The sequence below is a fragment of the Hydrogenobaculum acidophilum genome, from assembly GCF_054656715.1.
Genome location: NZ_BAAHXP010000002.1, coordinates 39,767 through 66,396, shown reverse-complemented (window position 1 = coordinate 66,396; position 26,630 = coordinate 39,767). Strand labels below are relative to the sequence as shown.

Genomic DNA, 26,630 nt, shown 5'->3' with positions numbered 1-26,630 from the left:
TATAGATTATAATAAAGGAGGTATTTTATGAGCTTTTTAGAAAATTTAATGACTCAAATCAAGGGTGCTTTAAATGATGCTCTTGATAGAGCTTCTGATCCCGGAAGAACTGCAAGGCAGGTGATAAGAGACTTAGAAGAGCAGATTGAAAAAGCCAACGCCAGCATGGTGAACGTAATGGCTCAGTACGAGCTTTTAAAGCAAAAAAAAGCTCAATTTGAAGAAGAAGCCAACGATTGGCATGAGAAAGCCAAAAAAGCCCTTCAAGCAGGTAGAGAAGATTTGGCAAAAAAGGCTTTAGAGCAAGAAGAAGAGGCTAAAAAGCAAGCAGATGTTTATCAAAAGCAAATTGAGGTTTTAGAACCTTCTATAAACGAGCTAAAAGCTAAAATACAAGAACTAAAAAATAAAAAGCAGGAGTTAGAATCAAAAGCAGATATCCTTGGCACCAGATACGAAGTGGCAAAAGCTCAAGAAAAAGCTGCGGAGATAACCACCGGCATAGGAGACTCTCACGCAAAAGAAAAGCTTGACTCAGTAGAAGAAAAGGTCCTAAAAGAAGAAGCTAGAGCAAAAGCTATAAAAAATATAGAAGACGAACAATCTGGGGCTGATATAGAAAAAGAGTTTGAATCTTTAGAAAAATCAAGTACCGTTGACGATAAGCTTGAAGCTCTTAAAAAAGAGATGGGGTTGAAATGATAAATCAGATTATCATTTTGGTGGTTGTTTTAACGATAGGTATAATAATATTGAAGGTGATGGGGTTTATCATGCTTGGGGCATTTTTATTTGCCGTGTTTTTGGCTTTTAATATAGGTAGGAAAAGATTTAATTTATGAAAAAAATTATCTTATTTTTATTTGTTATTTTTAGTGTGGCGTTAGCTCTTCCAACGCCTTCTGATATAGCTAAGGAAGTTCAAGCAGGACACTATCACAAAGCCGAAATGCTTTTGAAAGAGGTATTGCAAAAAGACCCAAACTCTGCTAAAGCCCACTATATGCTTTCTCAAGTGTATTATCTTGAGGGTAAAGATCAAAAAGCGTTGCAAGAGTTAAAGGTGGCTAAAAAACTTGACCCGTCAGAATCTTTTGCTCACAGGGGATATCTCAAAAACTATGAAAGAGAGCTACAAAAATCTGTAAAGGTTAGAAAAAGTACATTTGGAGGTGCTATGATATTTTTCTTGATAGGGGCTTTACTCATAGCAGGAGCGGTGTTTTTGTATATATCAAACAAACTTACCACGAAAAACAAAGAAGATATAAAAACAAAGCTTATGCAAGAGCTAACTTTGTATCTTGAGAATATTGAAAAGGTTAAAACGAAATTGTCTATTGATTTGGTATCTTTGAAAGACGACGACCCAGCCAAAAAAGACCTTTCAAATAGGCTAAACGAGTTGGATGAGATAAGAAAGAACATGATAGATTTACTTCAAAAGCTAAAAAACAACGATGTAAAGGATATACAAGGAGCGTATGTTTATTTTGAAAATCTGAAAGACAAACTAAAAGAAGTGGCTACAGGCGTTAAAAATACTTATGAAACCCATGAAGATTTGAAAAATTTTCAAGATACGGTACCATCTCAAAGCTATCCTCAGCAACCAAATATGTCTATGATGGGTGGCGGAATGTCTTTTATGGATTTGCTTGGTATGATGGCAATGGGTTCTTTGATGGGTTCTATATTTAGCGGTGGTTTTGGTGGAGGTTTTGGCATGGGGCCTACTATCGTAGAGAACAACTATTACAACGAACCACCAGCAGATAACATTGTAGACAACACTCAAGATATGATAAATCAAGACACAGATAACACTATAGATTTTACGGGCGGAGATGATTGGGGTAATGATGTAGATACAAATCAAGATGATTCTTGGAGTTGACGATGGAAAATATTATATACCATAATACAAATGCAGATTTTGATATAGTGGCGATAAATATCTTTTTAAAAGGCGGGGCTTTGGATGAGTCCAAAAAAGGTACCACCAATCTTCTAACATCGTTGATGGGCAAGAAAACCTCTTCTAAAACCTCTCAAGAGATAAACGAAATTTTTGAATCTGTAGGAGGATTTTTAAGGTTTAAAACGTATTCGGATTTTATTACAATATCTATAGCTACCAAAAAAACAAAGCTAAAAGAATCAATAGACACTTTAAAAGAAATTCTTACGGATAGCATTTTTGAAGAAGAAGCTCTTCGTATAGAAAAACAAAACGTTTTGTCTACTATAAAATCAAGAAAAGAAAGGCCCTTTGATTTTGCCTTTGATAGTTTAAGAAAAATATTGTACAAAGGTACACCTTACGAAATATCTAGCTTAGGTACTGAAGATAGTGTAAACTCTATAACGATTGGCGATATAACTAAAAGATACGAAGATATTCTTAATAGCAATTGTATTATAAGCGTTGTAGCAGACAACTTAGAAGATAGAGATATCGAAACTATTAAAGGTATTTCTTCTATTTTTTATAAAAGCCCGCCAACAAAAGAAATAAGTTTTTGTAAAGATGTAGAAAACGATGAGATAGTTGAAATACAAAGAGGTGGTGCTCAAGCTAGTATAATGTGCGGATACGACGCGCCGTCTTCTTTGGATAAAAACGATTATTTTGCTTTTAAAATATTAAATGCGATGCTTGGAAACGGTATGAGTTCTATACTTTTTAAAACCCTAAGAGAAGAAAAAGGCTATGCCTATGCGGTAAATAGCTCTGTTTCTACTAATCTCTATTGCTCTAAAATGATAGCTTATATAGGCACTTCCATAGAAAAAGCCCAAAACGCTTTGGATGATTTAAATACCATCATAAAAAATCTTCAAATAGAAGACGATGATATAGAACTTGCCAAGCAAAAATTAATTGGAAACTTTTCTTTAGAGCATCAAACTAGGTTTAGTAAATCTTATGCGATAGGCTATTACGAACTAGTTGGGCTTGGTAAGGACACATTTTTTGAGTATGAAAACATTGTTAACTCAATTACAAAAGCTGATATAGAAAATGTCTATAGAAAGTATATAAACAATCATAAATGCGTGGTAGTTAAATAACCTAATGAAAAAAGATTCAAGGATATATAAGTATATAAAATCTCTTATTACCAACAAAAAATATCTTACTACAGAAGATATCATGCTTATGTTGGAAAAGTATTACAAGCTTCCCATTAAAACCCCTGGGGTGTTTTACAAATATAAAAAGTTGATTAAAGACATAAGGCAAGAGGTTTACAAAGAAAGAAGAAAGAATAAAATTAAAGATAGCAAAAAGGATAGGAGCAAGGAAGATGAAGGAATATGATTTGGTTATATTTGGAGCAGGGTCTGGCGGTTATGAGGCTATGCTCCACGCCAAAAGATACGGCATGCACGTAGCGATGATAGATATATCGGAAAAAACTATAGGCGGAAATTGTCTAAACAGAGGTTGCATACCCTCTAAGTATATGCGCTTTGGTGCAAAGTTAATGGAGCACCTTTCAAGAGGCATAAAATACGGTATAAAGATAAACAGCCAAGATATAGACTGGTTAGCTTTTAAAGAAAATAGAGATAACGCTGTTTCTGATATAAGAGAGAGCTTTAAAGCTTATGCTAAAAGCCTGAAGGTGGACATATACTACGGAAAAGGTAGATTTAAAGACAACAACACCATAGAAACCACCAAAGGAGATGTGATAAGGGGCAAGTACATACTTCTTTCTACTGGTTCTTCGGTGTTTAGCATACTTAATTACGATAAAACGAGGTTCAAGATATACAACACCGATACCATATGGGGTATCACCGAAAGGCCAAAATCAGTCTTGATAGTGGGTGCTGGTGTAGTAGGTGTTGAATTTGCTTATATTTTTAAAATGTACGATATAGATGTTTATCTGGTGGATATCTCAAGAAGGATAATACCTTCAGAATCAGAGGACAGCGCTTCTTATCTTAGCAAAAAGCTTAAAAGCTTGGGAGTAAAGATATTTACTTCAAATACCATTGTAAACTTAGAAGAAGAAAATGGCAAACGAAAAGCCATTTTAAAAGATGGTTCCATCATAGAATACGATATCATATTGGAGGCAGTGGGAAGGGTCCCAAACACAAAGGACATAGGCATAGAAAATACAGATATAGCTCTTACAGAAAAAGGTTTTGTAAAGATAGATGAATATGCAAAAACATCGGTAAATCATATATACGCTTGTGGGGATATAACATCCTCTTTGATGCTGGCTCATAAATCTATGTATGAGGGAAGAACGGCGATAGCTCATATAAACAACGACGCAGAAAAGCTTGATTATAGATTGGTGCCAAAGATTATATATTCTGCTTATGAAATTGCCTCTTTTGGTATAAACATAGACCAAGCAGAAGATATGGAGTTTGACTATGAAGTAGGTACTGCTACTTTTGTAAAAAATCCAAAGGCTATCATAGACGATGAGCCAGAAGGGTATGCTAAAGTTATATACGATGCCAACACCAAGGAGATACTTGGAGCAGAAATATTAGGACCCCAGGCAGGAGAACTTATTCATCAAGTAGTTCATGTGGTAAAAGCTGGTAAAGATGTGGAGTTTTTATCAAGGTGCATGTATACACATCCTTCTTTGTCTGAGACCGTTATAATGTCTGTTCAACAAAAACTTCATTGAGGCTTTTAACATGGAAAATCTTCTGGAAAAAGCTTCTATACTTCAAGAGGCGCTTCCATTTATAAGGGATTTTTACGGTAAGATTTTTGTTGTAAAATATGGCGGTGCTGCTATGGAAGAGGAAGAACTAAAACATTCTTTTGCAAAAGATATAGCTCTTCTTAGATATGTAGGTATAAAGGTGGTGCTAGTACATGGTGGTGGCAAAGATATTACAAACATGCTAAATAGATTAAACATACAAACGGAGTTTATAAACGGCATACGAAAGACTGACCAAGAATCTTTAGATATAGCGAGGATGGTGCTTATAGGCAAGCTAAACAAAGATATAGTAGCTATGTTAAACAAAGAGATGTCAAATATGCATGGGGCCATTGGGCTTTCTGGGGTTGATGGAAATCTTCTTGTGTGTACTAAGTATTATCAAGACAACAAAGATATAGGTTTTGTAGGAAAGGTAAAAGCTGTAAACACCAAGCTAATAAGAGAACTCATACAAAATGATTATACTCCTGTGATAGCACCTATTGGCATAGAGCCAGAGACTACCCAAATGTACAATATAAACGCAGATATGGCGGCTACCGAGATAGCTTGCGAACTGGGGGCCGAGAAACTTATCTTCTTAACAGATACCGATGGTATCCTTGACAAAAACGGTAGAACCATCTCTTCTATACAAAAAACCCAATACAAAGAGCTTATAGAAGATGGCACTATTACAAAAGGCATGATACCAAAGATTACATCGGCTGTGGATGCCATATTAAGAGGTGTTAGAAAAGTGCATATAATAAACGGCAAGATAAAACATTCAATCCTTATAGAGGTATTTACAAAAGAGGGTATAGGCACAGAGATATCTTTATGAAGATTATATCCTTTGTGGGATATCACAACAGTGGCAAAACTACTATTATAGAATATCTCATAAAGCATCTTGGAAAAGCCTATAAAATAGCATATTTAAAACATGACCCCAAAGGGCATGCCATCTTTGATAAAGAAAACTCTGACAGCGCCAGAATACTTTCTTTAAACCATCAAAGCGCTATTTTGTCAAAAGATGTATTTGTTTTATACCAAAAGCCCAAAACCATTGACGAAGCTATATCTTTTTTTAAAGATTACGATTTAATAATATTAGAAGGTTTTAAGTATATGGCTTTTCCAAAGATAAAAATAGGCAATATAGATGAGCCTTTGGAAAATGTAGTATACGATTACGATGGTGATCAAGAAGCTTTGAAAAGGTTTGTGGAAGGATATATAAATGGAGTTTAAGCTTCCAGAAGACCATCCTTTTAGTCTTTTGATACCACTTGTAGAAGATGGTAAAATTGACCCATGGAGCATAGATATAGCAAGCTTGGCCCAGCTTTATATAGAGCAAATAAGAAGTATGGAGCTTCTTGACATGAGAATACCTGCCAACGCCCTTTCTGCAGCCACTTTTTTATTTAAAAAAAAGCTTGAAATTCTTTTTCCAAAACCAAAGATACATCGCCAAAGGATAACCCTAAAAGAACTTGTCCAAATGTACGACGAATCTCAAGAACAACCTTCTGAAGCTATTCAAGAACAACCCTCTGATGTAAAGCCTTTAAAAGAAAAGAAAAAATACACTCTCACAAAGGAAAGAAAATACAACTTTGTTAAAAGACGTAAAATCCCACTTCACAAGTCTATCCTAAAAGATGTGATAGAGCATATTAAAACTACTGTTGAGCAAAAACCGAAGTTTTATTTTTCTGAAATCATGGAAAAAGACAAAGCCACTGTCCAATTTACAGCTCTTATGTTTATACAATACGATAAGTATGCAGATATATATCAAAAAGAACATTATGGGGATATAGTAATAGAGAGGGTATAAATTTATAAATCTATAAGGTTTATAACTTGATTTAAATCTGGGGGTACTTCTATAGGGGTTTGAGCGGATTTCATGGCTGTATCTGGGTCTTTTAGACCGGAACCCGTAAGTGTACAAACTACGGTATCACCTTCTTTGAAAATACCTTCTTTGGCGCTTTTAATAAAGCCTGCCACGGAAGCTGCCGATGCTGGTTCGCAAAATATACCTTCACAGGAAGCTACAAGGTTGTAAGCGTATAATATTTCATCGTCAGTAACAGCGTCTATTTTGCCGTTTGATTCTTTGGCAGCTTGGATTGCGCTTCTCCAACTGTAAGGATTGCCTATTTTTATAGCCGTTGCTATGGTTTGTGGATTTTTTATGGGGTAGCCTTTTACTATGGGGGCTGAGCCTTCTGCTTGATAGCCCATCATAATTGGCAATTTTTTTGATTTTCCTATAGCCTTATACTCTTTATAGCCTTTCCAATAGGCCGTTATGTTGCCAGCGTTGCCTACTGGTATAAAATGATACGTCGGGGCATCCCCTAAAGCATCTATTATTTCAAAGGCGGCGGTTTTTTGACCTTCTATTCTGTAAGGGTTTACAGAATTTACAACTTCTACCGGCAAAATTTCACCTATCTTTCTTACTATAAAAAGAGCATCGTCAAAGTTTCCAAGAAGCGCTATAACCTTAGCACCATATATGATGGCTTGAGACAATTTGCCAAGGGCTACAGCACCTTTTGGAAGTATTACAAAAGCTTTCATACCGGCCCTTGCGGCGTAAGCGGCTGCTGATGCTGAAGTGTTTCCAGTGGATGCACATATAACTGCTCTTTTACCTGCTTCAGCGGCTTTTGATATGGCCATTGTCATGCCTCTATCCTTGAAAGACCCAGTAGGGTTTAAACCCTCAAACTTAAAATAAAGCTCCACGTCTACTTTTAGCATATCTGGTATTCTTTGGGCTTTTATAAGAGGGGTGTTGCCTTCATACAGCGTGATAATAGGGGTTTTCTCAGAAACTGGTAAATATTCTTTGTATTGATGTATTAATCCTTTCCAATATCCCATATCTAAATATTCTACCACACCATTTATGTTTTAGATGCATAAAAGATGTTTGTATCTGCAAATACGATATAGTGATTTAAATCATTACAATGATTTGATAACAGCATATACTTTTCATTATGATAGAAAGTGTAAAAAGCGTTGCAAAACTCACAATAACGATAGAAAAATTACCTGAGGGGTTTTACCTTGCTACTTCCGATGATATACAGGGTTTAGTTGCACAAGGTAAGACCATTGAAGAAACTGTTAAGATAGCGCTGGATGTAGTTAGGCATCTTTCTGAACTAAGCAATAAGCCTATAGACCCACAGAATATCGTATATAAAATAGCTATATAAGTGGGTAGGCTTTCTGGTTTTACATACAAATTAGTATAGAAGAATTTTTAGAAAAGTCTTGAGTCGTTTAACTTTAAACCTTTTCTATAAAAACCACTATCCTTTCTTTTGTCTTGTCTCTTCTATAGCTTGGTATTTCTTTGTTGCATATGGTGCATGTATCGTATATCAAAAGCTCAATACTTGGATTTAGGGATTTCAATTGAGATATGGCTTCTTTTTGGGTATCAAAAAATAGTTTATCGTTTATAGTTTTTAGGCTTTTAAAATAGTTTTGAAACTCTTGTCCTACTTCATAACAGCATTCTTTGGCTGAAGGTCCTATAAAGGCAAAATAAGGTTTTTCCAAAAAGCTATCAAACAAAGAAAAGGCTTCTTTTAGAATGCCATTGTAAAGTCCACGCCAACCAGCGTGTATAGCCCCTACATAGTTTCTTGATTTTAAAAGTATAGGTACGCAGTCAGCGGTTTTGATACCTATTTTAAAGCCGGTTTTATTAGTGATTATACCGTCCGCTTCTACTTTCTTATCATGACTATCCACATAGACCACAAGGTTTGAATGTATTTGTTTTGGTAAAAATACACCTTCTTCTTTTTCTTCTTTTGTTATACCTATTTTAAAATCTTTAAACGCTCCATAAAAAAGCATCTAAACAAACACTTCTTCAAACAATACACCCTGGTGGTCTGTGTTAGAAGCGCAACATCCACCGCAAGAAGCGCATTTTTTTACAGCTATTTCGTACCCTTCTGGAAGTAAATCTGTAACATTTATATTTAATTTGTCTTCTTCGGAAGATAAAGAAACAACGTTTTTAATAGGGTCTATATGAGAAATTGTATATTCTTTGTGGTTAAAGCCTATAGCTGTCCCTGTAGGCGGTAGTATATATTTGATGACATAGTTTATTTTCTCAAAAGACATACAGCATACTAGTTTACCACAAGGACCTGTAAATTTTGAAGGAGACATAGGTAGATTCTGCATCTCCATATCTTTTAAATTTACAGATTCAAACGTATCTATGAAGTTTGAACAGCATGTTTTAAATCCACACATACCAACGGCACCTAATATCTGAACAGCATCTCTGGTGCCTATTTGCCTCATCTCTATCCTTTTTTTGATGGCTTTTGCTAAGTCTTTGACTAGTTGCCTGAAGTCTACCCTTGACTCTGCTGTATAGAAAAAGAAAGACTTAACATCATCTATAGGCACATAAGCTTTTATAAATTTGAGTGAGAGATTGTGTTGCTTAGAAAGCTCTTTTGCTATTTTCATATAATGTTGAGATACCTTTTTTAAGTGATACATGCGGGATATGTCTTGTTTTGTGGCTTTTCTTATAAAGAAAGAAGGTTTAACATCGTATAGCTTGTCTGAATATCCTACTACTTTAGCTATATCTACATAGTCGTCTTTGCTTATGATGACAAAGGTATCTTTTTGCAAAAGCTCGTTTATACCTTCTAAAAGGCCTATCTTGTTTGTATCCATGTATCTTATATATGTGTATTTCATAAACCATCTCCTATCCTACGACATATTCTATCATAGCCATTCGGACAAACACGCCGTTTTCAATCTGATTTGCTATCAAAGATTTCTCTTTGTACAACAAATCACCATCTATATCAATATCCCTATTTACAGGGCCAGGATGCATCAAAAATCCCTTAATCTTATTATACCTCTCTTTTGTGATTCCATACATGTCAAAATAACTTTCTAAATTATAGGTTTCTTTGTGTCTTTCTTTTTGAATCCTTAGAGCTATTACATGGTGAGCCCACTCTATAGCTTCGTCTAAATTTGTAAAGGCTTTATCCATAAAAGGATAATCTTTTGGTATAAAGCTTGGATATCCACAAACGCCTATATTTGCACCTTCTAATTTAAAAAGATAAGCCCCAGACCTAAAAACTCTACTATGATAAACATCTCCCACATATAGTATATTTTGATTTTTCAAACTATGCACTTTTTCTAAAAGCGTAAAAACGTCCAAAAGTCCTTGGGAAGGATGTTCGTGTGTGCTATCTCCAGCGTTTATAAGGCCTAATTTAAGCTCTAGCAGGGCTTCGTAATCAAACATGATGTCTGATGTCCTAAAAATCACAATATCTATGCCAATCTTCTTAAAAGATAAAAGCGTATCAAAAAAGCTTTCGCCTTTTACAGCTGAAGAAAAATTACCTTGTATATAATATGTATCACAACCTAAATTTTTTGCGGCTTTTTCAAAAGAAAGCCTCGTTCTGGTGGATGGTTCTTCAAAAAAAAGAGCACAAGATTTGTTTAAAGTAGGATAAACATTTTTTTCTTTGAAAAACTTAGCTCTTTCTAAAATATCTTTGTAATCATCTTTGATGTTTTGAGCTTCTATTATATATTTCATAACAAGCCAACATTTAGCCTCTTTCTAATTCATAAGGCCAATTTAATATACCACCTATCACGTTGTAAGCATCAAAACCCAGTTGCCTTAAAGCGTAAGTGGCAAAAGCGCTTCTATTTCCACTCCTACACATAACGAGATATTTTTTGTTTTTGTCAAGCTCTTTAAATTTAAACCTTAAATCATCCACCGGTATCAGCACGCTGTTTGGTACTCTTATCTGCCTATATTCTTGAGGTGTTCTTACGTCTAAAAGCACAACATTTTCTTCTGATTCTAAGATCTTCTTTGCCTCTTCAGGTGTTATCTCGGGTATATTAAACATCTATTTCAAACCTCCAATTTCATATAATAATATACCAAAAGCAAAAATAAATCAATCTGATAAATAAAATATTTTAACTAAACTTTATAAATTTGTCTTTTTTTGGCGAAAGCTAGGATATGGTTAGTAAATATAAATTAATTTTCAATGAGTAAAGTAAATAATAAAAATTATTAATTAATATCTGTTATAAATTATATTATAAGTAAATATATGTTTACATCAAATATATGAATTTTATATTTTTTTTATAATTTAGGAGTAGAATGAAGTTATAGTGAACTTTAAAGGAGGTAGTTATGAATGGCAAAAAGCTGAAAAGACGGATGGCTTACGGAGTCCTTGGACTTCTCTCGTTGGCGGTATTTGCGCCAAAAGCAAGTTTTGCAATCCCGTCCTTTGCAAGACAAACAGGACTTGCCTGCGATGTGTGTCATACGGTGTTTCCTCACCTTACACCCTTTGGTAGAGAGTTTAAGCTTCATGGCTACACCTACGATTACTCATCTCTTATCAAAATGGTAAGACAAGCTGCCAAGAAAAGAGCAGCAGAAGAAGGTGGTATGCCAAACTTGGTCATAAACAAAATACCTATGGTATCTGTAAGAATAGCTGGAGTATGGGCAAATCAAGATGGCGGGTCTATGGTAGGCCACGGTAGAGTAACCGGTGGTCAAGGTGCATTCTCTTATCCAGCAGGATACCCAACCAAAGATACATTTAACCTTGTAAAAGGAGATTCTCTTTATATAGCTGGTGAGATAACACCACACCTTGGGGCATGGGTAGAAATAGGGGGATGGAACGATAGTGGTGGTTCAGCATCTTTGGCTGGGTACAACGTCATATTAAATGGTGGAGACCATACAATTGACAACAAAAACTTTACATACGGTCTTAGCTTTGAAAACATGGTGGGATTTGACGATGTAGGTCAAGCAGGGCCTGGAAACTGGGGTTTGACAGACTTACAAAATGTGTTATCTACGCATAATACGTTGTTTGACCCGTTTGGTGCTACTCCAGTAGAAGGTGCTGAAGCTTACGCTATGTTTGGAAACTTTACAAACGGTGGTATATATGGCAACATAGGTTTATATGCTCCATCAAATGGTAACGACGAAGGTACTCCACCAGTAGACACAGCCGGGGGAAGTCCTGGAGGAGGCTCTTGGCATGGGGCAAAACATGCTGATGTTTATGCAGATGTGGAGTATTGGCTACCAGGATTTCACAACATATATTCTATGATAGGTGCTTTTGGATACTTTGGTCAAGAAAAGATGGAATCACCAGCTTCTCAATATTATAGTGATAATGTCGATGATTATGGTTTGGAAGCCCAAGCTCAATATATAGGTGGTAAAAATCTCGTAGAATTTTTTGGAGAAGTTCAAAAACAACACGATAGTGAATTTTATGGCACAGACCAATGGACAGGTATATCATATTCTACCGGTACTTCAGTAAACAGGACTGGTTTCGCCCTAAAAGCTGATTATTACTACGAAAGGACATATGGTATATATGCAAAATATATGTATGCTAATTCAAGTCAAGTCCAAGACTTAGATTATTCTGGCTATATAATTGGCGTATCTTGGTATCCATGGCAAAACGTCAATATAAAACTTGAACGCATGATGTGGTCAAAATACCATCCGGGACAAGTTCAATACGGAAGCGTTGGAGATAGACCATCCGCATCTGATTTTGATGTAACGGCTGTTAAAGTAATGTACTTGTTCTAAAACTCTTTTTAGGGGCTTTGGTGCCCCTTTTTCTATTCATAGCTTTGCCCTCCTTTGTAAAAGCGCCCTATACCCCGGTGGGGGCTTTTGCAGTTTTTAATATAAATCATTTTGGATTTATTATTTTATCTTCTCCCAAGAAAACCCTACAATATTGCGCTCTTGTTCTTGAAGCTCTATTCCTACTATGTAGATTTCTTTATCTTCTTTCATATACTTTTCATAATACTTTTTCTCTTTTATCTGTTTTAATGGGTCTTTTGATGGACTATCTACTACTTTAAACTCTACAATGTAGATTTTGTTTTCCATAAAAGCTGTCAGGTCAATACGACCTTTGTTGGTAGTATCCTCTGGGATTGCTATTATACCAGCACCGTTAAAAAGTGCATAGATGATAGAGGCGTAAAAACCTTCGTATCTCTCAAGTTCATTTTTGGTGTACCAGTGATATGGAATGCTTGAGAAAAAACTTTTTAAGGCTTCTTCTAAACCTTTTAGGTTTGATTTTCTTAAAGCCTCTTTTATTTTTATTTCGCTTTCTTCTTTAGAAAGTTCTGGAAATAAATCTGCTAAAAAAACACTGTTTAAGCTCATTCTAACTTCACGATTTGGATAACTAAGAGTGTAGTATGTCTTTAATTCGTCATTTATAATATCTTTTATAGTAAGATATCCAGTTTGAAAAAGTAAATTCTCCAATCTCATAAAATCTATATCTAAATTTGATAAAATCTCGTCGCTGGTTTTTAAATTTTCTAAACTTGGCAAATAAAACTTATTCTTAAAAATCATCTTCACCAAAAAACTAGGGGTTCCAGTTTCAAACCAGAAAGGCTTGAAAACACCCTCTGAGAAAAAAAGAAGTATGTCAAATGGATTATAAACCCTTTCTCCTGTCCAGCTGTAACCATTGTACCACTCTTTTATCTTTTGTTTGTCATAATCTTTTATTCTATCGTGAAAAACATTTTCAAGCTCTGACTCAGTATATCCACAGATGGTGGCAAAGGTTTTGCTAAGCGTTATATCTCTAAGCTGATTTAACCCACTGAATATAGATACTTTTGAAAACCTTGATACACCAGTTAAGAATACAAACTTTAGATACGGGTCTAAATCTTTAAGTGGAGAGTAAAAATCTTTTAGCATCTCTCTATTTTCATAGGCGTTATCTAAGTTGTCTATTGCATCTAATATAGGCTTGTCATATTCATCTACTAATACTACTACAGGTAAATTGTATTTGATATATAACGATTTAACTAGCTCTTCAAACTTTGTGCTTATTAAATCTTGCTTTTTTAACACTATGTTGTAATTTTCTGCATTATCATCCAATATGTGTATCATTATCTTTTCAAGCTTTTTTGAGGAAGTTATAAGTCCAGAGCCAAAACTTATATACACCACCGGATATTTTTTCTCCCAATCCCAATTATCATATAGATAAAGTCCTTTGAAAAGCTCTTTTTTACCAAGGAAAGCTTGTCTCAGTGTATCAAGGAAAAGCGATTTACCAAAGCGCCTTGGCCGAGATAGAAAGTAATATTTTCCATTATCAGCTAACATTTTTACATACTTAGTCTTATCTACATAATAATAATCTTTTTCTGTCCTTATAGACCAAAAACTTTGAATACCTATAGGTAAAGTCTTCATAGTTATATTATATATTTTGTCGTAATTTTTGTTAGTAGGTATTTTTTAAATCTCTTAATGACAATAACTTAAGACCCAAATTTATAAACATATGAATATATATTGATATTTTTATAAACCCCCAAAAAGGGGGATGTGTATAAATGTTGGTGGTTATTTTAAAGATAGTATAAATCTTGCAAGCTCTTCAGCTTGAGCTTGGGTGACGTTTTGAGGTGGCATTGGTACTGGTCCCCAAATACCAGAGTTGCCACTTCTTATCATTTTAGCAAGATAAGGTACATACTTTGGGTTGTGATGATATTTAGCTGCCACATCTTTCCAAGCTGGACCTACTACTTTGTGGTCGATAGCATGACACGCAAAGCATCCTTTTTCTTGAGCCAACGCTTGGGGGCTTATTGCCATAGCGCTTATTTGAGTAAACATTACGCCAGCTAAAGCTAGCATCATTGTTTTACGTCTTAGAAGACCTTTGAACCGTAGTAAACTTGTCATAGGCTTAACCTCCTTTACTAAGAATATAAATTATTTTATACTAAAATCATGAAAAAATGATGAAAACTGTAAAAGTTAGGTATGTAAATGTTTACATCCACCAATATATTTAATGTGTCATATATCATTCATAATTTAGTAAACTAAGATTTATAATATGTGAAGGAGGTTTTATTATGAAAAAAATATTAGCGTTATCTTCTATCGTAGCTTTGGGGTCTTTGGTAAGCTCGTGTGCTGGTACGGATATACAAGGGTTAGAATCAAGCGGTTTACTTTATCCACATTCACAATCTAAATACATCATGGGAGCACCTGCAAAAGTCTACAATCCAAGTTCAAGTAAAAATCAAGAAGCCTTGGCATCAAAACCAACCTCTGTAAATCCAAAAGCTATAAATACCAACGTAAAGACAAAAGCATCTTCTACTCATTTAAAAAGAGAAATCGCTATTATACATGCTCCATACAGAAGGGTATTCCAAGAGCTTATAAAATTTTGTTCTTTAAACAACTATCATATCCTAAAGCAAAGTTATAAAGAAGGGCTTATAAAATGTGATATCACTACAAACACAGCTCAGTTTTACGAAAATCAAACCCCAAAAGAAGTGTCTAGGTTTGTAGTCAATGCACCTTCTTTAGGTGGTTTAGCTGCTTGGACACTCACTATGGATATGTTTATAACACCTGGTACCAACGACAAAACCATGATAGAGTTTGTGCCAAAATACTACGCTGTTAGTATGAATTCCAAAGGCAAGCTTATCTTAATTTCAAACGGCTATTTTGAAAACAGCGCTATAAGCTTTATAAACCATGATTTAAAAGAATTTCCTTAAATTTTTAGCTTTTAAGAGAAACAAGCTAACATTATATATTGTGCTATACTATTAACACCTTGGAAGCGAATCTTATTGTTGACGAGTCTAAAACAAAGAAAGATATATTAAAAGCTGTCCTTGGTGTTGCTACGCCTGTTATTATTTCAAATTTGCTTTATACCATTGAAACGCTTGTATCACTTCTTTTGGTATCACATCTTGGTAAAAGTGCCATAGCTGGTGTTGGTTATTCAATATCGATGATGTGGTTTGTTTATTCGTTGATGGCTCTTACTTACAACGGAACCTCTATCATGGTATCCCATAGAGTTGGGGCTGGTAAACCGTTTTTTGATGTGTTTTTAAGCGGTATGGTTTTATCGCTTTTGCTATCTATACCAATTGCCATGTTTGGCACAAAACTAATACCAGAGCTTATGCTTTTGTTTGGAGCCAAAAAAGATATAGCAAATATAGCAAAAATATATTTAAAACCTATTTTTTTAGCAGCTTTTATACAGTTTGCCACAGAAGTGTTTTACGCTACATACAGCGGTATAGGTCAGACTAAATTTCCCTTTAAAGTATCCGTGGTGATGAATATAACCAATATAATAAGCTCTTACGTATTAATAAACGGTAAACTTGGTTTTAAGGCTTTTGGCATAGAAGGAGCAGCTTTTGGTATTGTGATATCAGAAGTTGTTGGATTTTTGATTTATGCTTATGTACTTTTTGTTAGAAAACCCTTTGGTGAGCTTTCTTTTAAAAGCCTAAAAACTATATTAGAGATGTTGAAACTTGGTATCCCCGTGACGATAGATAGAGGGCTTACGAGCTTATCTTTTAACCTTTTTGTAGGTTTTGTGGCAAGGTTTGGCAATACCATTTTGGCGGCTTATCAAATAGGGCTTAGGTTAGAAAGCATCTCTTTTATGATAGGGTATGCTCTTAGCATATCTGCAAGCGTTTTAACGGGGCAAAACTTCGGTGCTGGCAATGTAAAGGGAGCTTTTAAAGGAGCCAAGGTTATTGCAAACTTTAGCGCTTTGGCGATGAGTGTTGTAGGGATTTTAGTGATTATTTTATCAAAGTATATGGCGATGATTTTTACAAGCGATAAAAATATAATACATTATGCCGAAATATATCTTGTTATGGTGGGTCTAACGCAAGCGTTTTTGTCTTATAGTTTTGTTTTATCTGGGGCTATAAAGGGTTTTGGAAAAACTCACATACCTATGATTATAAACATCCTATCTTTTTGGATTTTTAGAATAATACCTATCTTTGTTATGCTAAAATATATTTTTAATCCTTACATACCGTGGATATTTATGAGTGTGGAAACCGTAGCAAGGGCTGTTTCTTTTTTAGCGATATTTAAATATTTGGAGAAAACCAGTGGATAGCATGGCAAATATAAATTCCGAGTTGATAAAATTAAGACAGATAGTGGAAGAACAAAAAAAGACTATAGAGCAAAAAGACCAAAACATAGAAACTTTAGATAGAGAGCTTGTCAAATGCAAGACTGAATATGAGCTTTTAGAAAAAAGAAACAAGGAGATAAGACAAGAGCTTGACAATATAATGAAGATAGTGGAAGATGTAAAAGCCATGATAGAATCCAAAGACCAATACATTAAGACTTTAGAGGAAGAAAAGAAAAGACTTACGATGCTAAATATAGGCTTATTTATAGCGGCACTTATTTTGATAGCTATTGTTATAGTGTTTTCTTTAAAATCATGAAAACGCTAATAGTGGTGCCTGCTCGTTTAAAATCCACAAGATTAAAATATAAACCTTTGATAAACATATGCGGTAAGCCCATCATAAGATGGGTTGTTGAGAATCTCAAAAAAACAGGTTTTGATATACTACTTACCTCTGACAGCGAAGAAGTTTACAAAGAAGTCAAAGATTTAGATGTAGCTTTTGTTAAAACAAAAGAAGAACTTCCTTCTGGTAGCGATAGAGTATATGAAGCTTCTAAGGATTTTGATGTAGATTTTATCGTAAATCATCAAGGAGATGAAATATTTTCTTATAAAGAAGATATAGAAAACCTTGTTAAAAGCCTACAAAACGCTTACGTGTCAAGTTTATATACAAACCTTGATAAAGACTCACCCCATAATGTAAAAGTAGTGCTCGACAAAGATTCAAACGCTATTTATTTTTCCCGCTCTTTAATACCTTACAAAAGAAATCACGTAAATTCTATATACCCTCTAAAACACATAGGTATTTACGCTTTTAGAAAAAGTATACTAGAAACTTTTATAAAACTTCCTCAAAGCATTTTAGAAGAAACAGAGGGCTTAGAACAGCTTAGACTTTTGGAAAATGGTATACCTATAAGGATGGTTTATACAAAAAATTTTTATCACGGGATTGATGTAGAAGAGGATATAGAGCTTGTAAAGGAGATGTTATGCAAAACTATATAATATGGGGAAGAAACCCTGTGATGGAAGCTCTTTCGTCTGGTCAATCCATGGAGAAAATACTGATAGCTCATGATTCAAAAGCGCCCAAAGAACTTTTGGAGCTTGCCAAAGAAAAAGGTATAAAAGTCCAAATAGCCCCAAGGCAAAAGTTAGAAGAACTTTCAAATACAAAAAAGACCCAAGGGGTGATAGCGATACTAAGCCCTATCACGTATGTGGATGAAGAGGAGCTTTTTAGGAAAACCATTAAAGAAAAAGGCTTTTTTGTAGTTTTAGACCACATCACAGACCCTCAAAACGTGGGTTCTATAGCAAGAAGCGTAGAGGTATTTGGTGGTATAGGGATTTTGATACCAAAAGATAGAAGCGCCCCCATAAATCCTACCGTAGTAAAATCTTCTTCAGGGGCTATTTTTCATCTTAAAATCTCAAAAACCCCAAGTATAAGTAAAGCCCTAAGGCGTTTTAAAGAGCTAGGTGGATGGGTATACAGTCTTGAAAAGGGTGGGAAGGATATCCAAGAGGTAGATTTTGTTTATCCTATGTGTATAGTGCTTGGTTCTGAAGGAGAAGGTGTATCAAAAAGCGTTTTGGATATTTCTGATTTAAAAGTATCTATACCCATGAGAGGTAAAGTAACATCTCTTAATGTGAGTGCAGCCGGGGCTGTATGTCTATGGGAAATTTATAAGCGTCAAGCAAATGATGGAATATCAAAGAAATAATATCCAAGGTAACTTCTTAGATAACTTTCCAAAGCGCTTATAGGAGCTAAGTTTTGCGGAGCTCTTTGCTCATACAACGGACTTGAGGCAAACCTTTGTAGGATAGTGCAAACGGTGTTGGCCAAAGAAGATGCTTCTTTTATGCTCATATTTGCAAGGGTTTCAATCCTAACAAGGCCTGTAATATCGTTGTTTAAAGTCGTGTACCAAGTGTAGTAAAAGTTCCTCTGGTCTTGGCTTGTGTAGTGTATTATAGGTGTTCTTTGAAAGGCTTTTATTTCGTATAAAAGCTCAAGATTTTTTGGGCTAACAAAGTATTTTCTGTGGGATTTTATAATACCAAACACCCACTTATCTTCTAACCCTAAAAATGTAATAGGTAAAGAGCCATCCCACATTATAAATTTAGTTGGAGAAGTTTTTGCATAATCTACCAGGCTTTCATGCTCAAGCTGTTTCAACAAAGCAAGGTGGTCTTTATCTTTTGATGTTATCTCATATTTGATATGTTTTACAACGGTATACTTTTTTGATATATCTTTATCTGGTATTGCTATATTTTTTGTTTTTATGCTTTTAAAAGCTTCAAAACTATTGTAAACGCCTAGCTTCATCTCGCATACGCCGCTTGCTAAGCTAAAAAGTCTCAACCTAGCTTTGTCTTCTTTATAAAACATCTCGCTGTCAAGCCTTACTATACCATCAAGAAAAGCTATTTCCTCTGGTATGCTCACATCTTTAATATCTATGAGAGCCCAATGGGATGTTCCTACCTCTATGTATTCGTCCAGACCTTGGACTGTTTCTTCCCATTGGTTTTCGTTTATTTTATCGCTGTCCCAGTATGAGTTTATAGCATCTGTCATAGCTTAAACTTGTTTATGAATTGTTTTGAGCTATCTACTATATTTTTTACAACTTCTGATTTGCTCTTTATATTTAAAATCTTAGACGTATTCTTTTCTGAAGAATCCTTTATATTAAATATAGCGTTTACTATTGCGTTCAAAGCTACATTTTGTTGTTCTATAGCTTTTGCTATCTGGCTTATAAGAATAGACATAGTTTCAAAACCAGTTATTATAGTTTTAAATTCTTCCGTAGATTCTTGTGTAGCTTTTACGGTATCTTCTATAGCCTTTATAACTTCGTTTACCATACCACTTATTTCGGAAGCGGCTTCTTGAGTGTTGTTTGCTAGTTTCCTCACTTCATCGGCTACCACTGCAAACCCTCTTCCTTGCTCACCAGCGCGAGCTGCTTCTATGGCGGCATTTAATGCAAGTAGATTTGTTTGTTCTGATATATCTATTATTTTTTCTATAAATTCAGATATCCTTTTACCAGAATACATAATTTTTGAAGAAGCTTGACCTAAAGCCTCCATCTTATCTTTGCTAGAAGCTATGGAATCGTTCATAGATTTTGTAGAGTTATCAAGTTTTTCTGTGCTATTTGATATATCCTTTAAAGTAGCTGAAAACTCTTCTATCATAGAAGATATGGCGTTAATTTCTTCATTTTGCAATGATATATTCTCCGTGATATCTTTTATATCCTTTTCAAAGGAATCTATGTGCTCGGCTATTTTGTTAAAGTTGTCTACAGATGTTTTAAGGCTTTTAGAGAGTTCATCCATAGCTGTATTTAGATTGTTTTTTATGTTGTCAAATTCACCAGAAAAGTTTGAAGATACCCTATATCTTAAATCTTCTTGGGATAGAGATTTCGCCAAGTTGAAAAGCTCATCAAAAATAGTTTTTAATACATCTGCCAAGTTTCTATAAGAAGATACAATGTTTCCTATTTCATCCTTAAAGTTTACGCTTTTTAAAGCCTCAAGAGCTCCAGAAGAATCAGAGAAGTCGCCTTTTGATAGATGAGTTATAGAAGTTTCTATTTTTGAGAAAGTAGAAGTGTATTTTGAGAAAAATCTGCTCATTACAAGAAACACTACGACTATTACAAATAAGTAAAATATAGATATACCAATAGACATAAGTATGCCAAGATTTCTAAACTTATTTAGGTTGAGCTTTAACGTCAAAGCTCCTAATACTGTACCCTCTTTGACCTGATGACATTGCAAACAGTTTATGCCTTTGTAAGGCTTAGCTATATAAGGTATTGTTATTCTAAAGGAGGCGTTTTTTAGATTTTCGTTAAACACGTATATAGGTTTGCCAGTTTCTAAAACTTTGTAATCTATTGTGTCTCTTGGGTTTTCATTTTTAAAACCAGGTCCAAACTGCTTATCTACCGCTTCACCTCTTATTACATAAACATCTTTAATGCCCTTTATATACTTTACTTCTTTTAGTATAAACTCTCTGGTGGCCATAGTACCGTTTACCATATCTGAATTTAGCCCTATCCTTACGGTATTGGCAGCTATGTAAGCGGTTTGCTTGGCGCTTTTTATAGCTAAAACCCTAGTGTTGTAGAGTATGGCTATAGTACTTACTATCCATAGGAAAAAAAGTGCCAACAGTATTCTTATGTTTACTTTAGTTTTAAATTTCATAACGATATTTTACATTAGAAATTTGATTATTGTCAATGATAATACACAAGCTTACACATTACCTTAGAAAATCCAATATCATATTTTGAAGATTTTGCTCTTTTTGGCAAAGTAAGCATAGGTGTTGGTTTTCATCTTTTGCATAGAATGTTTTCCCGCAATGCTCGCAAGTTTTTATATCTGATTTGGAAACATGTTCATAGTTGTCGTTGTATTTTGATGGTGTTATACCCTTTTTTAAGGTGAGAGGTTTTAAAGGATTGCTTATAGCACAAGCATATTCACATAGGCCACAGGCTATACAAAGCCCGTGAGAAAATTTTAAACCTTCTTCTAATTTTATAGCCCCTTGGGGACATATAGAAGCGCAAGCTCCACATAGATTACACTCTTTTGAAATTTCTACATAGCCAAATTTACCTTCAAAAGGGATTGTATTAGCACATAATTTTTCAGTATTTTTAGGTTTAAAATTTTGCTTTTCTTGGTTTTTAAACTGAGTATATCTAAACTTAGGCTCATAAATACCTTCTACAACAGCAGGAATATGTTCTAGCCTAAATATTTTTGATAAGTATTTTGCTTTTGATATGAAATGTTTAATATCTTTTGAGAATACATAAGCGCAATTTTCACATGGACTTATGTCTATGTATAGTTTTTTTGAGGAGGATATGTTTAGTATATCTTTTTCATTTAGATTTAGAATGCATGGCAATACAACCTCAGCTTTGTTTGATTTTATACAGCCTATGCATATTTGCTCTTTTTCCAAGTTTTTTATAGGACTAACATAGTCTATATTTATTTTTATAGCATCTGTGGGACAAATAAAAGAGCATGCACCGCAGAGGGTGCATTTAGAGGCTTCTATGGAAGGGCTTTCTAAATCTATAGCGTTGGTGGGGCATATGTTTTTACAAAGCTCACACTCTTCTTTTTGCTTTATTGTGTTTATACATCTTTTATCATCAAAATATATAGGAAACTTTACCTCTAAAAGCTCAAAAACGTTTACCATGGGTATGTGTAATATCCAAACTTTAAGATGTAAAATCTAAGTAAAAACCCACCCATAAGAACCAAAAGTGATGCAAGTATCACCATGGATTTTGAATGTTTTTTGATGGCGTATATTTCAAGTATGAAAGGTGTTATAAGCCCAAGTATTACAAAAAATCCCATGAATCCAATAGATGAAAGCATTTTGGAAATTATATATTTACCAGCAGCGCTTGATATAAAAAGATAGTTAAAGAAAGCAGATATTATGATGATTTCTAAAGCGAGTAAGGCTATATCAAGCTTTTCGTTTTCATGAGCTATGTGAGAAGGTGATACTAGCATAAAATACGCTGTAGCGGTGGATAGAGCGGATACCATGAAAAGAATAGGTAATCCAGGGTTTGACCAAAGAGGTATAGCTGGGGCGGTAGAAAGAAGTAAACCAGTGTAGACAGCGGTTAAAAGCCCCATCAAACCGCTTATAAACCCAAGAACGTTTTGAGTTGAAGTTTTTAGGCTTTTAAAAATATGAGAAAAAGGAAAATTTATAGAAGAAGATATCAAAGAAAGCCCCCATATAGCACCGGTGATAGAGTATGTGAGTATAAAAGAAGCACCCCAAAATATCCAGCTAGTGGGATGGGTCCATACAAAAAATGCAAACCAAGGTTTTAGCATATGTATAAGCAAAAATATACCACCAAAGTTCACAAGCCCAATACCAAGAAGCGTAGATAGACCAAAAAGTACTGGATGATTTTCTTTTTTGATAAGATAAAAATATGAGGATATGGCGCCGATAGCACCGCCAAGACCGCCTAAAAATAGGTAAACAGCTATCATCCATCCCCATGCGGTTTGATGTACAAAGTGTTGGTAGTTTCCAAAGTACATGGTAAGTCCGTCCATATACACCTCCTTAAATAGTTTTTTTGTAAGGTGGCTCGTCTAAACGATGAGATACCACACCTACTGGTGTTTCTTTAGATGTTACATAAAATACCTTTGGTTCTGTGCCAAGCTGTGGGCTTAGAGGTTGAGCTTTTCCTTCCAATACAAGCCTTGATACGTAAGAATCTACATTTAAATCCCCAAACATTCTGCAATTGGTAGGACAGGTTTCTACGCAAGCGGGCTCTAAACCTTCTTTTAGTCTATGATAACACCATGTGCATTTATCTATGTGAGGTGTGGTGTGTCTTGCTTCTTCGCCGTAGAGTTTTTCGCACTCTTCCACGTCATCAGACTCGTAAGGATACCTTGCTCCATAAGGACAAGCTATGACACAAGCCTCACAACCTATGCACCTTTCATGGTTTACAAGGACTATACCTTCCTCAGTTTTGTAAGTAGCCCCAGTGGGACATGCGTAATAGCAAGGAGTATTTTGACACTGCATGCAAAGATGTGGAAAAAATACGCGTTTTACCTCTGGAAATTCTCCTATTTCTAACTGTTCTACTTTTGTTCTCCATTTGTTGGACCAATAAGGTGTTTGATTTTCCTGAGCACAAGCTGCCATACAGGCGTTGCATCCCACACAAGAGTTTAAATCCACCACAAAAACCCATCTTGGTATAACCTTTTCCATAAAAGCCTCCTACTTTTTTAAGCTTTTATTACCTTTACGGTAAATTCATTTGCCCTGTACCCACCTATTACCGGCTCTGGTCTATAAGGTATGAGGTCATTTAAAGGAGTGCCTAAATCTTTTCCGTAAGAGAGCTTTGAAGATTTTGCCCCAAAAGCTGCTGGGATAAATATCGTATCTGGGCGAATGAGTTTTGTAAGGTGAGCTTTGCCTTTTACTTTGAGATTTGGGTACATGGCATTTATAATAAGGATTTCATCTCCTTCTTTTATACCTAGTTTTTTGGCTTTTGCCTCGTTTATCCAAATCCCATAATACACTCCTTCTCTCCATTTTCCTATGCTTACAAGTATAGGATTGTCAACGGTAGCGGCACAAGTATGAGATTGTATTGGAACTTTGCCGTGGGTGATGAAAAACTCGTTTTCTTCAAGGACTATGTTTTCTGGGGATATGTTATTGCCTTTCCATTTTGGTGGAATGTAGGCTATAAGCGGGTCGTAGTTTGGTTTGTATCCAAACATGTTTTGAAGAGTAGCAAATATGTTTGAATATATCTCCATACGTCCTGATGGAGTAGGTACCGGTTGATGCCAAGGCACAGAGTATTTTGCCATGAGCTCTTCTCTATCCATAACGTTTATAATACCTTTTTCGGATATTTCTTTATCTAGTTCTTCCACAGATTTTGAGATGCCTTTATACTCTTTTAGCTCTCCTGCTACCATCCTAAGTTGAAGTTCTCTTATAGCTGGAATGATGGTGCCGTTTTTGTTCCAAGATTCTTGGCATTTTTGATTTAGCTCTTGTTTGTTCCATTTCCAGTATTGATATATATCTGCCATTGTATCAAGCCATGGAATATTCATAGCTTTTGAGAGCATGTACATAAAATCAAGAGCATGCATTTCATCTCCGTCTTTTGGCATTGCCGCTTCTCTGGTACCAAAAGAATAATCGTGAGATGTGTTTATGTCAAATACGATATCTTTTTTAAGAAGGTATGGAATGTCTGGGAATATTACATCTGCATAAAGCATGGTATCTGATGGCATTGTATCAAAACCCACCACAAAAGTGTTTGATAAAAATTCTTTCCAGCGCTCAGACTCCACATCTCCTCTTACTAAGTTTAAAGCATATACAAATACCGCTTTTATCTTGTAGGGTTTTCCATTCCAACTTACTTCCCCTTTTGTGGATTCGTAAAAACCGTTGTCTGTTATAAAAGGAAATACCGTAGCTTCTTTACCCTTTGATAGTTGGTTTTGTAAGTAAGCCCATTGTACACAAGGAAATCCATGTGTCCAGGCTTTTGGATTGAAAAAGTATTTAAATCCCACATCTAAAACTCTCAGAATACCAGGTATATCTACATCCGGATAGCCTTTTACGGGTATGGTGATTTTATTGCCGTTTTTCTTTGTAAACTCAAAAAAGTCTTTTATGAGCATCTTGTAAGACCCACCGGTGACCCAAGTGCCGGGTTTGTCGTATCCGCTGGTGATGGCCTGAATGATGGCTAAGGTTTTTCTAAGTTGGATGGTGTTTTCATACCTTGAATCGTAAATCCCTGGTTCTATGATAGCTGGTTTGGATAGAGCAAACTCGGTGGCTATGCGCTCTATGGTGCTTGCGGGCACATCGCATATCTTAGAAGCCCACTCCGGCGTATAAGAGTTTGTGTATTCTATGAGATATTCAAAAACAGTTTTTACATTTTTGCCATTTACGTTTAAATTGTTTGTAAAAAGTGCCGGTTTTAGGTTTTTATTATCTTTCGATACTTTGTTTGTATTGTAAAAGCCGTATACTTTTTGAACGGAGTTTGAAGCCTCGTCATAGACATACCAGGCTTCCACAGCCCCGTCTTTATCTATGTCTGATAGGAGTTGTAGGTTTCCTTTTTCATCTTTAAAAGCCAAAAACGGTGCGTTGGTAAAATATCTCAACGTCTTTTCATCGTATAGAGGTTTGCCATTTACTTTTTTATTTAATATAACATGAAGCATAGCTAGTGCAAAGGCGTTGTCTGTACCAGGTCTTATTGGTATCCACTCGTCTGCTTTTGCTGCAAGCTCCGATGCTCTTGGGTCTAACACCACCACCTTGGCACCGTTTTTAACCCCAGCCCCAAATCTGTGAGCTCTTCCTGTGGATATACCAGCCAAAGAGCCGTTGCTTCTTACTGCCAATATATACCTTGCTCTATCGTAATCACACACCACTTCGTCGTGGGTGTTGTAGTTGCCAAATACCGTATGAAGTCCCAAATGCTCCGAACCAACGCAGTGTTGTATAGGAGAACCAAAAAGCGTAGGTATCTGAGCTCCCACCACAAAAGGTAAAAGATATGTACCATAAAAAGCACATCCTTGCCACCCACCCATCAAAGCCATCTCGTAGGGTTTGACATCTTTTAGTTTATTCATCATATAGTTAAAAGCTTCTTGCCAAGAGGCTTCTTTAAACTTCCATTCGCCTTTTTTAGAGCCTTCTATTCTTATAAGGGGTTTTTTAATGCGGTCTTTATCGTAGATATAGGATATGCCGCTTTGACCTCTGGCACAAGCTACTCCTCTGTTGTAAGGATGGTGGATGTTGCCCTCTATTTTCATAAGCCTATTGGGTTTGCCGTTTACATAAGCAACCCTTACTTTTATGCCGCAGGTGTTTGCACAGAAGTTGCATATGTTTGGTTTGTATAGGTATTTAATATTTTTTGTTTGTATAGCCTTAGCTTGTTCTGGGGTTAGTATTTTTTTGCCAATTAAAGTTGCAGTACCAGCTGCAGCCATTCCTTTCAAAAATCCTCGCCTTGTTAGATTCATAACAAAACCTCCAAGTAAATACTAACTACTACTATTATAATGACATTAATTTGTATAAAAGTCAATATATTTATTTAAAAAT

The 26,630-nt window shown here is 35.3% G+C and carries 29 protein-coding genes; 16 read left to right on the top strand and 13 right to left on the bottom strand.

Translation table 11 applies throughout. The features are described 5' to 3' along the window. Window positions 1-27: 27 nt before the first annotated feature. Genes ACYQZV_RS01480 through ACYQZV_RS01440 form a run of 9 tightly spaced genes read left to right on the top strand, consistent with a single transcriptional unit; the run spans window position 28 to window position 6,552 of the window. Window positions 28-702 (top strand): PspA/IM30 family protein, encoded by a 675-nt coding sequence (locus tag ACYQZV_RS01480; protein ID WP_459892468.1) that lies wholly within the window; start codon window positions 28-30, stop codon window positions 700-702. Next, complete coding sequence (locus tag ACYQZV_RS01475) at window positions 699-842, top strand: hypothetical protein (protein WP_459892466.1); 144 nt, start codon at window positions 699-701, stop codon at window positions 840-842. The genes ACYQZV_RS01480 and ACYQZV_RS01475 overlap by 4 nt, the downstream gene beginning before the upstream one ends. Further along, the gene (locus ACYQZV_RS01470; RefSeq protein WP_459892464.1) at window positions 839-1,897 is read left to right on the top strand and encodes a tetratricopeptide repeat protein; all 1,059 of its coding nucleotides are present in this window, start codon (window positions 839-841) and stop codon (window positions 1,895-1,897) included. The genes ACYQZV_RS01475 and ACYQZV_RS01470 overlap by 4 nt, the downstream gene beginning before the upstream one ends. Window positions 1,898-1,899: 2 nt before the next feature. After that, complete coding sequence (locus ACYQZV_RS01465) at window positions 1,900-3,075, top strand: M16 family metallopeptidase (protein WP_459892462.1); 1,176 nt, start codon at window positions 1,900-1,902, stop codon at window positions 3,073-3,075. 4 nt (window positions 3,076-3,079) lie between these two features. Continuing rightward, window positions 3,080-3,325, top strand: coding sequence for a hypothetical protein (locus ACYQZV_RS01460; RefSeq protein WP_459892460.1), 246 nt, complete (start codon window positions 3,080-3,082; stop codon window positions 3,323-3,325). Continuing rightward, window positions 3,312-4,673 carry a dihydrolipoyl dehydrogenase family protein gene (locus tag ACYQZV_RS01455; protein WP_459892458.1) on the top strand — a complete coding sequence of 454 codons (1,362 nt, stop codon included), beginning with the start codon at window positions 3,312-3,314 and terminating at the stop codon, window positions 4,671-4,673. Before ACYQZV_RS01460 ends, ACYQZV_RS01455 begins: the two co-directional genes overlap by 14 nt. Window positions 4,674-4,683: 10 nt before the next feature. Then, window positions 4,684-5,547, top strand: coding sequence for an acetylglutamate kinase (gene argB / locus ACYQZV_RS01450; RefSeq protein WP_459892456.1), 864 nt, complete (start codon window positions 4,684-4,686; stop codon window positions 5,545-5,547). After that, window positions 5,544-5,960: a molybdopterin-guanine dinucleotide biosynthesis protein B gene (locus ACYQZV_RS01445; protein ID WP_459892454.1), complete on the top strand. Its 417-nt coding sequence runs from the start codon at window positions 5,544-5,546 to the stop codon at window positions 5,958-5,960. Before argB ends, ACYQZV_RS01445 begins: the two co-directional genes overlap by 4 nt. Beyond that, window positions 5,950-6,552: a segregation/condensation protein A gene (locus ACYQZV_RS01440; protein WP_459892452.1), complete on the top strand. Its 603-nt coding sequence runs from the start codon at window positions 5,950-5,952 to the stop codon at window positions 6,550-6,552. Before ACYQZV_RS01445 ends, ACYQZV_RS01440 begins: the two co-directional genes overlap by 11 nt. 2 nt (window positions 6,553-6,554) lie before the next feature. On the opposite strand, the gene thrC is transcribed toward ACYQZV_RS01440, so the two are convergent. Further along, entirely contained in the window at window positions 6,555-7,613 is a 1,059-nt protein-coding gene (gene thrC, locus ACYQZV_RS01435; protein WP_459892450.1) for a threonine synthase, read from the bottom strand. 119 nt (window positions 7,614-7,732) lie between these two features. Between thrC and ACYQZV_RS01430 the strand changes: the two genes are divergently transcribed. Continuing rightward, window positions 7,733-7,954 carry a type II toxin-antitoxin system HicB family antitoxin gene (locus tag ACYQZV_RS01430; protein WP_459892447.1) on the top strand — a complete coding sequence of 74 codons (222 nt, stop codon included), beginning with the start codon at window positions 7,733-7,735 and terminating at the stop codon, window positions 7,952-7,954. A gap of 73 nt (window positions 7,955-8,027) precedes the next feature. Here the strand turns inward: ACYQZV_RS01430 and ACYQZV_RS01425 are convergent, their stop codons facing one another. The 4 genes from ACYQZV_RS01425 to ACYQZV_RS01410 are packed head-to-tail and all read right to left on the bottom strand — an operon-like array spanning window position 8,028 to window position 10,681. Then, complete coding sequence (locus ACYQZV_RS01425; RefSeq protein WP_459892445.1) at window positions 8,028-8,606, bottom strand: purine nucleoside phosphorylase YfiH/LACC1 family protein; 579 nt, start codon at window positions 8,604-8,606, stop codon at window positions 8,028-8,030. Continuing rightward, window positions 8,607-9,479 (bottom strand): PSP1 domain-containing protein, encoded by an 873-nt coding sequence (locus tag ACYQZV_RS01420; RefSeq protein WP_459892443.1) that lies wholly within the window; start codon window positions 9,477-9,479, stop codon window positions 8,607-8,609. It lies immediately after the preceding gene. A 10-nt stretch (window positions 9,480-9,489) separates the two neighbouring features. After that, a complete protein-coding gene (locus ACYQZV_RS01415; protein WP_459892441.1) occupies window positions 9,490-10,356 on the bottom strand; it encodes an aspartate/ornithine carbamoyltransferase family protein in 867 nt (288 codons plus the stop codon). Window positions 10,357-10,369: 13 nt separating this feature from the next. Beyond that, window positions 10,370-10,681: a rhodanese-like domain-containing protein gene (locus tag ACYQZV_RS01410; RefSeq protein WP_459892439.1), complete on the bottom strand. Its 312-nt coding sequence runs from the start codon at window positions 10,679-10,681 to the stop codon at window positions 10,370-10,372. A 299-nt stretch (window positions 10,682-10,980) separates the two neighbouring features. On the opposite strand from ACYQZV_RS01410, the gene ACYQZV_RS01405 reads away from it, so the two are divergent. Then, the gene (locus tag ACYQZV_RS01405) at window positions 10,981-12,432 is read left to right on the top strand and encodes a hypothetical protein (protein WP_459892438.1); all 1,452 of its coding nucleotides are present in this window, start codon (window positions 10,981-10,983) and stop codon (window positions 12,430-12,432) included. Window positions 12,433-12,552: 120 nt separating this feature from the next. Here ACYQZV_RS01405 and ACYQZV_RS01400 read toward each other — a convergent pair whose 3' ends face one another. Then, on the bottom strand, window positions 12,553-14,094 hold the full coding sequence (locus ACYQZV_RS01400; protein ID WP_459892436.1) for an ATP-binding protein: 1,542 nt from the start codon (window positions 14,092-14,094) through the stop codon (window positions 12,553-12,555). A 153-nt stretch (window positions 14,095-14,247) separates the two neighbouring features. Beyond that, on the bottom strand, window positions 14,248-14,592 hold the full coding sequence (locus tag ACYQZV_RS01395; protein ID WP_459892434.1) for a c-type cytochrome: 345 nt from the start codon (window positions 14,590-14,592) through the stop codon (window positions 14,248-14,250). 176 nt (window positions 14,593-14,768) lie between these two features. On the opposite strand from ACYQZV_RS01395, the gene ACYQZV_RS01390 reads away from it, so the two are divergent. From ACYQZV_RS01390 to rlmB, 5 genes are read left to right on the top strand one after another with little or no spacing between them, the layout of a single operon-like run. After that, on the top strand, window positions 14,769-15,434 hold the full coding sequence (locus ACYQZV_RS01390; protein WP_459892432.1) for a hypothetical protein: 666 nt from the start codon (window positions 14,769-14,771) through the stop codon (window positions 15,432-15,434). A 59-nt stretch (window positions 15,435-15,493) separates the two neighbouring features. Further along, the gene (locus ACYQZV_RS01385; RefSeq protein ID WP_459892430.1) at window positions 15,494-16,828 is read left to right on the top strand and encodes an MATE family efflux transporter; all 1,335 of its coding nucleotides are present in this window, start codon (window positions 15,494-15,496) and stop codon (window positions 16,826-16,828) included. Between the two features lies 1 nt (window position 16,829). Further along, a complete protein-coding gene (locus ACYQZV_RS01380) occupies window positions 16,830-17,171 on the top strand; it encodes a hypothetical protein (RefSeq protein WP_459892773.1) in 342 nt (113 codons plus the stop codon). Continuing rightward, entirely contained in the window at window positions 17,168-17,872 is a 705-nt protein-coding gene (locus tag ACYQZV_RS01375) for a 3-deoxy-manno-octulosonate cytidylyltransferase family protein (RefSeq protein WP_459892428.1), read from the top strand. Before ACYQZV_RS01380 ends, ACYQZV_RS01375 begins: the two co-directional genes overlap by 4 nt. Continuing rightward, window positions 17,857-18,597: a 23S rRNA (guanosine(2251)-2'-O)-methyltransferase RlmB gene (gene rlmB, locus ACYQZV_RS01370; RefSeq protein ID WP_459892426.1), complete on the top strand. Its 741-nt coding sequence runs from the start codon at window positions 17,857-17,859 to the stop codon at window positions 18,595-18,597. The genes ACYQZV_RS01375 and rlmB overlap by 16 nt, the downstream gene beginning before the upstream one ends. Here rlmB and ACYQZV_RS01365 read toward each other — a convergent pair. The 6 genes from ACYQZV_RS01365 to ACYQZV_RS01340 are packed head-to-tail and all read right to left on the bottom strand — an operon-like array spanning window position 18,567 to window position 26,548. Further along, the gene (locus tag ACYQZV_RS01365; protein ID WP_459892424.1) at window positions 18,567-19,463 is read right to left on the bottom strand and encodes a hypothetical protein; all 897 of its coding nucleotides are present in this window, start codon (window positions 19,461-19,463) and stop codon (window positions 18,567-18,569) included. The two genes, rlmB and ACYQZV_RS01365, sit on opposite strands and share 31 nt — an antisense overlap. Further along, window positions 19,460-21,121, bottom strand: a complete 1,662-nt coding sequence (locus ACYQZV_RS01360) for a methyl-accepting chemotaxis protein (RefSeq protein WP_459892423.1) — start codon at window positions 21,119-21,121, stop codon at window positions 19,460-19,462. The genes ACYQZV_RS01365 and ACYQZV_RS01360 overlap by 4 nt, the downstream gene beginning before the upstream one ends. Window positions 21,122-21,179: 58 nt before the next feature. Then, entirely contained in the window at window positions 21,180-22,142 is a 963-nt protein-coding gene (locus ACYQZV_RS01355) for a 4Fe-4S binding protein (protein ID WP_459892421.1), read from the bottom strand. Then, entirely contained in the window at window positions 22,136-23,035 is a 900-nt protein-coding gene (gene nrfD / locus ACYQZV_RS01350) for an NrfD/PsrC family molybdoenzyme membrane anchor subunit (RefSeq protein WP_459892419.1), read from the bottom strand. Before nrfD ends, ACYQZV_RS01355 begins: the two co-directional genes overlap by 7 nt. A gap of 10 nt (window positions 23,036-23,045) precedes the next feature. Further along, window positions 23,046-23,717, bottom strand: coding sequence for a 4Fe-4S dicluster domain-containing protein (locus ACYQZV_RS01345; protein ID WP_459892417.1), 672 nt, complete (start codon window positions 23,715-23,717; stop codon window positions 23,046-23,048). A 17-nt stretch (window positions 23,718-23,734) separates the two neighbouring features. Continuing rightward, entirely contained in the window at window positions 23,735-26,548 is a 2,814-nt protein-coding gene (locus tag ACYQZV_RS01340; RefSeq protein ID WP_459892415.1) for a molybdopterin-dependent oxidoreductase, read from the bottom strand. Window positions 26,549-26,630 lie beyond the last annotated feature (82 nt).

What these genes read in the sequence shown, in the direction of transcription:
- ACYQZV_RS01480 (WP_459892468.1), top strand. Translation starts at nt 28, where the DNA reads ATGAGCTTTTTAGAAAATTTAATGACTCAAATCAAGGGTGCTTTAAAT.
- ACYQZV_RS01475 (WP_459892466.1), top strand. Translation starts at nt 699, where the DNA reads ATGATAAATCAGATTATCATTTTGGTGGTTGTTTTAACGATAGGTATA.
- ACYQZV_RS01470 (WP_459892464.1), top strand. Translation starts at nt 839, where the DNA reads ATGAAAAAAATTATCTTATTTTTATTTGTTATTTTTAGTGTGGCGTTA.
- ACYQZV_RS01465 (WP_459892462.1), top strand. Translation starts at nt 1,900, where the DNA reads ATGGAAAATATTATATACCATAATACAAATGCAGATTTTGATATAGTG.
- ACYQZV_RS01460 (WP_459892460.1), top strand. Translation starts at nt 3,080, where the DNA reads ATGAAAAAAGATTCAAGGATATATAAGTATATAAAATCTCTTATTACC.
- ACYQZV_RS01455 (WP_459892458.1), top strand. Translation starts at nt 3,312, where the DNA reads ATGAAGGAATATGATTTGGTTATATTTGGAGCAGGGTCTGGCGGTTAT.
- argB (WP_459892456.1), top strand. Translation starts at nt 4,684, where the DNA reads ATGGAAAATCTTCTGGAAAAAGCTTCTATACTTCAAGAGGCGCTTCCA.
- ACYQZV_RS01445 (WP_459892454.1), top strand. Translation starts at nt 5,544, where the DNA reads ATGAAGATTATATCCTTTGTGGGATATCACAACAGTGGCAAAACTACT.
- ACYQZV_RS01440 (WP_459892452.1), top strand. Translation starts at nt 5,950, where the DNA reads ATGGAGTTTAAGCTTCCAGAAGACCATCCTTTTAGTCTTTTGATACCA.
- thrC (WP_459892450.1), bottom strand. Translation starts at nt 7,613, where the DNA reads ATGGGATATTGGAAAGGATTAATACATCAATACAAAGAATATTTACCA.
- ACYQZV_RS01430 (WP_459892447.1), top strand. Translation starts at nt 7,733, where the DNA reads ATGATAGAAAGTGTAAAAAGCGTTGCAAAACTCACAATAACGATAGAA.
- ACYQZV_RS01425 (WP_459892445.1), bottom strand. Translation starts at nt 8,606, where the DNA reads ATGCTTTTTTATGGAGCGTTTAAAGATTTTAAAATAGGTATAACAAAA.
- ACYQZV_RS01420 (WP_459892443.1), bottom strand. Translation starts at nt 9,479, where the DNA reads ATGAAATACACATATATAAGATACATGGATACAAACAAGATAGGCCTT.
- ACYQZV_RS01415 (WP_459892441.1), bottom strand. Translation starts at nt 10,356, where the DNA reads ATGAAATATATAATAGAAGCTCAAAACATCAAAGATGATTACAAAGAT.
- ACYQZV_RS01410 (WP_459892439.1), bottom strand. Translation starts at nt 10,681, where the DNA reads ATGTTTAATATACCCGAGATAACACCTGAAGAGGCAAAGAAGATCTTA.
- ACYQZV_RS01405 (WP_459892438.1), top strand. Translation starts at nt 10,981, where the DNA reads ATGAATGGCAAAAAGCTGAAAAGACGGATGGCTTACGGAGTCCTTGGA.
- ACYQZV_RS01400 (WP_459892436.1), bottom strand. Translation starts at nt 14,094, where the DNA reads ATGAAGACTTTACCTATAGGTATTCAAAGTTTTTGGTCTATAAGGACA.
- ACYQZV_RS01395 (WP_459892434.1), bottom strand. Translation starts at nt 14,592, where the DNA reads ATGACAAGTTTACTACGGTTCAAAGGTCTTCTAAGACGTAAAACAATG.
- ACYQZV_RS01390 (WP_459892432.1), top strand. Translation starts at nt 14,769, where the DNA reads ATGAAAAAAATATTAGCGTTATCTTCTATCGTAGCTTTGGGGTCTTTG.
- ACYQZV_RS01380 (WP_459892773.1), top strand. Translation starts at nt 16,830, where the DNA reads ATGGCAAATATAAATTCCGAGTTGATAAAATTAAGACAGATAGTGGAA.
- ACYQZV_RS01375 (WP_459892428.1), top strand. Translation starts at nt 17,168, where the DNA reads ATGAAAACGCTAATAGTGGTGCCTGCTCGTTTAAAATCCACAAGATTA.
- rlmB (WP_459892426.1), top strand. Translation starts at nt 17,857, where the DNA reads ATGCAAAACTATATAATATGGGGAAGAAACCCTGTGATGGAAGCTCTT.
- ACYQZV_RS01365 (WP_459892424.1), bottom strand. Translation starts at nt 19,463, where the DNA reads ATGACAGATGCTATAAACTCATACTGGGACAGCGATAAAATAAACGAA.
- ACYQZV_RS01360 (WP_459892423.1), bottom strand. Translation starts at nt 21,121, where the DNA reads ATGAAATTTAAAACTAAAGTAAACATAAGAATACTGTTGGCACTTTTT.
- ACYQZV_RS01355 (WP_459892421.1), bottom strand. Translation starts at nt 22,142, where the DNA reads ATGGTAAACGTTTTTGAGCTTTTAGAGGTAAAGTTTCCTATATATTTT.
- nrfD (WP_459892419.1), bottom strand. Translation starts at nt 23,035, where the DNA reads ATGGACGGACTTACCATGTACTTTGGAAACTACCAACACTTTGTACAT.
- ACYQZV_RS01345 (WP_459892417.1), bottom strand. Translation starts at nt 23,717, where the DNA reads ATGGAAAAGGTTATACCAAGATGGGTTTTTGTGGTGGATTTAAACTCT.
- ACYQZV_RS01340 (WP_459892415.1), bottom strand. Translation starts at nt 26,548, where the DNA reads ATGAATCTAACAAGGCGAGGATTTTTGAAAGGAATGGCTGCAGCTGGT.